This window comes from Mesorhizobium sp. M1A.F.Ca.IN.022.07.1.1 (genome assembly GCF_003997575.1).
Classification (GTDB): domain Bacteria; phylum Pseudomonadota; class Alphaproteobacteria; order Rhizobiales; family Rhizobiaceae; genus Mesorhizobium.
Genome location: NZ_RZST01000475.1, coordinates 1 through 3,559, shown reverse-complemented (window position 1 = coordinate 3,559; position 3,559 = coordinate 1). Strand labels below are relative to the sequence as shown.

7 protein-coding genes are annotated in these 3,559 nt (G+C 62.6%); 3 read left to right on the top strand and 4 right to left on the bottom strand.

All coding sequences use genetic code 11. The features are described 5' to 3' along the window. Together EOA75_RS30625 and EOA75_RS30620 are read right to left on the bottom strand one after the other, a co-directional pair. Positions 1-225, bottom strand: a 225-nt coding sequence (locus EOA75_RS30625; RefSeq protein WP_348628691.1) for a YbaK/EbsC family protein, incomplete at its 3' end; no start/stop codon positions are given. A 176-nt stretch (positions 226-401) separates the two neighbouring features. Further along, positions 402-668, bottom strand: a complete 267-nt coding sequence (locus tag EOA75_RS30620; protein ID WP_067330074.1) for a helix-turn-helix transcriptional regulator — start codon at positions 666-668, stop codon at positions 402-404. A 303-nt stretch (positions 669-971) separates the two neighbouring features. Between EOA75_RS30620 and EOA75_RS30615 the strand changes: the two genes are divergently transcribed. The 3 genes from EOA75_RS30615 to EOA75_RS30605 all read left to right on the top strand — a co-directional run bounded on the left by EOA75_RS30615 (position 972) and on the right by EOA75_RS30605 (position 2,656). After that, a complete protein-coding gene (locus tag EOA75_RS30615; protein WP_067330070.1) occupies positions 972-1,571 on the top strand; it encodes a hypothetical protein in 600 nt (199 codons plus the stop codon). A 228-nt stretch (positions 1,572-1,799) separates the two neighbouring features. After that, complete coding sequence (locus tag EOA75_RS30610) at positions 1,800-1,991, top strand: hypothetical protein (protein WP_082954114.1); 192 nt, start codon at positions 1,800-1,802, stop codon at positions 1,989-1,991. A gap of 404 nt (positions 1,992-2,395) precedes the next feature. Then, complete coding sequence (locus tag EOA75_RS30605) at positions 2,396-2,656, top strand: hypothetical protein (protein ID WP_127325900.1); 261 nt, start codon at positions 2,396-2,398, stop codon at positions 2,654-2,656. 106 nt (positions 2,657-2,762) lie between these two features. On the opposite strand, the gene EOA75_RS30600 is transcribed toward EOA75_RS30605, so the two are convergent. Together EOA75_RS30600 and EOA75_RS30595 are read right to left on the bottom strand one after the other, a co-directional pair. Then, complete coding sequence (locus EOA75_RS30600) at positions 2,763-3,065, bottom strand: DUF883 family protein (RefSeq protein WP_127325899.1); 303 nt, start codon at positions 3,063-3,065, stop codon at positions 2,763-2,765. A 105-nt stretch (positions 3,066-3,170) separates the two neighbouring features. Beyond that, positions 3,171-3,559: MerR family transcriptional regulator (locus tag EOA75_RS30595; RefSeq protein ID WP_127325898.1), on the bottom strand; the 389-nt coding region annotated here is incomplete at its 5' end.

The window sequence follows — 3,559 nt, the reverse complement described above, 5'->3', positions numbered from 1 at the left end:
GAGCGTGTCCTTGCATTTGCGGTTGTCGAGCCTGGCAGTGCCGCTGGTCACGACCAGCATGGTCTCCTCGCCGACGCGCAGGCAGATGGTCTTGGCGATCTGCGCCGGCAGCACGCCATGGGCGTCGGCCGCCAGTGCCACGGTCGCCGAGCTCGCTTCGGTGACCAGCACCTCGATGTCGGGAGCGTGTTCGGCAAAGAAGGCGCGGACCGATTCCAAGCTCATGAGCGAAACCTCAATCAGGCATGTTGGCCACTCGATGCCGCCGAATCGTGGCAGCGGCCGGGATTGCCGCATGGCGCGCTGGCAGTTGGCAAGGGCCAGGGGACCATCTGTGGAAGGCGCAAAAAGCCCGCCAGGGCGGGCCATGGCGGGCTTTTTTCGCGGACGCTTCGGCGTCTCTATTGCTGTGTGGGCCGATTCTCTTCGGTCGGCATCATGATCAATTCCTCTTCCGGCACTTGCAGCGCGGAAGCGATACGCCTGAGCTTGGCGGGGTCGGCATCCTTGCCGTCCTCGATGTCGACGATCTCGCCCACGGCCAGGCCGCAGGTCAAGGAAAGCTCCTCAATCGTATATCCCCTCGTTTCGCGGACGGCTTTCAGCGGATTGAGGCCGGACGCGGCAATGATGTTGTTGGAAACAGCGTTTCTTGCGGTGTTGGGCATGGCAACTCCTTGGGATGAAACAACACAGATGAAATGTGGCGTTGCCTGAGACGGGCGGGAGAATGGCCGTTAACGGATGATTTGCCAAGAGGCCGTTTTGGCCGTCACGCCATCGTGACCGTGGTCATCGGCTGGGAGCCGAGGCCGCAGGCCACCGACATGTAAGGTGGCGCGAAGCCCAATCAAGATCTTTTGAAGCGCCGAAGGCCGCACCCGCCGGCATTTTGCCCACTCCGATTCGTTAGCTCTCGTCGCTTGCCGGAAGGCGGGCGACGCCAGCCCCTTTGAAGAGGATCGGATTCCATGAAACTGAAGCTATTCGCTATCGTACTCGGCATGATCTCAGGCTTTGCGGGCGCCGCTCAGGCGGACACCGTGCGCTTGCGCGGCACGGTGGTCGACCTCGCCGGTACGACGCTGAAGGTGAAAGCCCGCGACGGCAAGACCGATACGATCACCCTTTCCCCCGACTGGATGATCTCCGGTGTCGCCAAGGCGTCGGCCGCCGATATCAAACAGGGCGATTTCCTCGGCATCGCATCGGTGTCCAAGGCCGACGGCGGCAGCGGCGCGCTGGAAGTCGTGATCTTCCCGGCGGCGTTAAAGGGAACCGGAGAAGGCGACCGCGATTGGGATTTGCAGCCCAACAGCCGAATGACCAACGGCACTGTCGCCGACGTGACCGAGGTCAACGGCAGGACCGTGACGCTGACCTACAGCAATGGCCAGAAGAAAGAGATCGCCATCCCGCAATCGACGCCGATCGTGAAATTCGCGCCCGCTGCGCCTGCGGATCTCAAGCCAGGCATGACCGTGTTCGTCAGCGCCGAGCGCGGCAGCGGCGGCAAGCTCGTTTCGCGCCGGGTGGTGGTCGGCAATCATGGCGTGGCGCCGCCGATGTGAGGCGCGCAGCTGACGCATCAGGCTCGAAAAGCATGATATCGAGCCGTCCATGCGCGCCCGCAAGGGCGCGCGGCGCGATGGTGGTTCGCCAGAAACAATCCAGAAACAAAAATCTACAGTCCGGAAAAAGTGTCGAAAAAATCCAGGAGGATAGTGCCGATCGCGGGGCTTGGGTCACCGATTTGGTCCGGTGAACTCCGGAACGCCCGCGTAAAAGGAAACGAAATCATGAAGAAGTCCCTCCTCTCCGCGCTCGGGCTGGCTCTGGCCCTGGCATTCACCATGCCGATCCTCGGCACGACCAGCGCCGATGCGGCCCCGGTGGTAAAGCACCACCACCACAAGCATCATCGCCGGCACCACCATCACCACCACCACCATCATCACCACCATAAGAAGGTGGTTGAGAAGAAGGCCTGATCCTTCCCACATGCCGATGGGAAGACAGGCCTTCATTGTATTGGTCGCGCAAGTCTTCCCATCGGAATTTTTCGCTTCGTGGGACAAGCCTCTCCTTCGAGCACCCGCTGTCCCCTGATGAGCGCAGCCGGGTTCGATCGCTTGTCAAGCGGTCCCGACCTCTTGCCGCATCAAGTCGCCACTGCCCAACGAGCGCTTAGCGCTGCTGGCAGATCCGGCGCCTACGGTAATCCCTGAACCCTGACACCTTCACAGCAATGCTCGCCAGGCGACAAAAATCGCGCGGGCCATGAACCTTTCCATTGGAGGCCGCACCAAGCGGTCATGGACGCCACGAAGGCGTTCCTCAACCCGACCGGGACGCCAGAAAGCGCTCCCAGCAACCAATGGAAGGAAATGCTCAAATGACCGATTTCAAGCGTATCTCGCTCGCCGCCGCCTTCGTCGTCTCGGCTTTCGGCTCGGTTTCCGCGCCGGCCTTTGCCGGCACGCATCCGACCGGCGACGGCGGCGCGGTCTGCAAAGGCTCGGGCTCCTGTCTAGTGCTGCAGCTCGATTGTAAGGGCACCTACACCGACGCCACCGATAAGAACGGCACCGTCTACGGCAAGTGCAGCCAGGTCATGAAGGTCGATCCTAAGAGCCGGATCAAGCTCGCGAACTGATCGAAGCCGAAGCCCACTCCATCCCGATTTCATCCGGTTGGGGCTCTCGTGCTGACGGAATGGCGGCCGGCGCGAACGGTCGCCATTTCTGTTTCGCAGCCCGGAGTCAGCGCCGGCTGATCAGAAGGCCGGCAAGCAGGCCGACCACGACCAGTCCGACGGCGGCCACGGTGGCCGGATGCTCGCGCGCAGTGTGCTCGAGCGCCCTGCCCCGGCGCCTGATTGCCGGCAGCGCTTCGTGAAAGCGGTCGGCGAGCTGCGAATAAGAATCGGACGCCGCCTCGCGGCCGTCCTCGTAATAGGTGTCGCCGCGTTTGGCCAAGGCTTTCCTGACATCGTCAAGTTGACGCGAGAGCGCCGCGACCTGCCTGTCCAGATCGAGATCGGAAAGGGTCGAAAACCACGCCATGCCTGATGTCCTTCTCTTGCACAGAAGGGCTAACGCATGGATGCGACAGCAGTTCCGGCTGTCAGGGACGCCGGCCGTCCAAGCCGCGGGAGCGGCAACCGAAGCTCAACGCACCTGGTCGAGCAGGCGCTTGCACTCCAGAAGGTCGAAGAGCGCCTCCTGCAGCAAGGCCCGGTTGTCGCGCGACAATTTCGAGGAGTCCGGCTGCACGGGACCTTCGTCGTCTCCCTTGCCAAGGCCGAAGAAACGGCGGCTGGGCTTCACCTTGGGCTGACCGACCAGCGCATCCTCGTCGCCGCGCGGCTGGGCAGCCGCGGTCAGCGGCACTTGCTCGGCCTGGCGGCGCTGCGCGATCGCCTCGACGGCTGCCATGTCGCCATTGCCGATCGCGACCAGGAAATGGTTGCCGTTCTCGCGCAACAGCTTCTGCACGCCTTTGATCGTATAGCCCTGATCATAAAGCATGTGCCGGATGCCCTTGATCAGTTCGACAT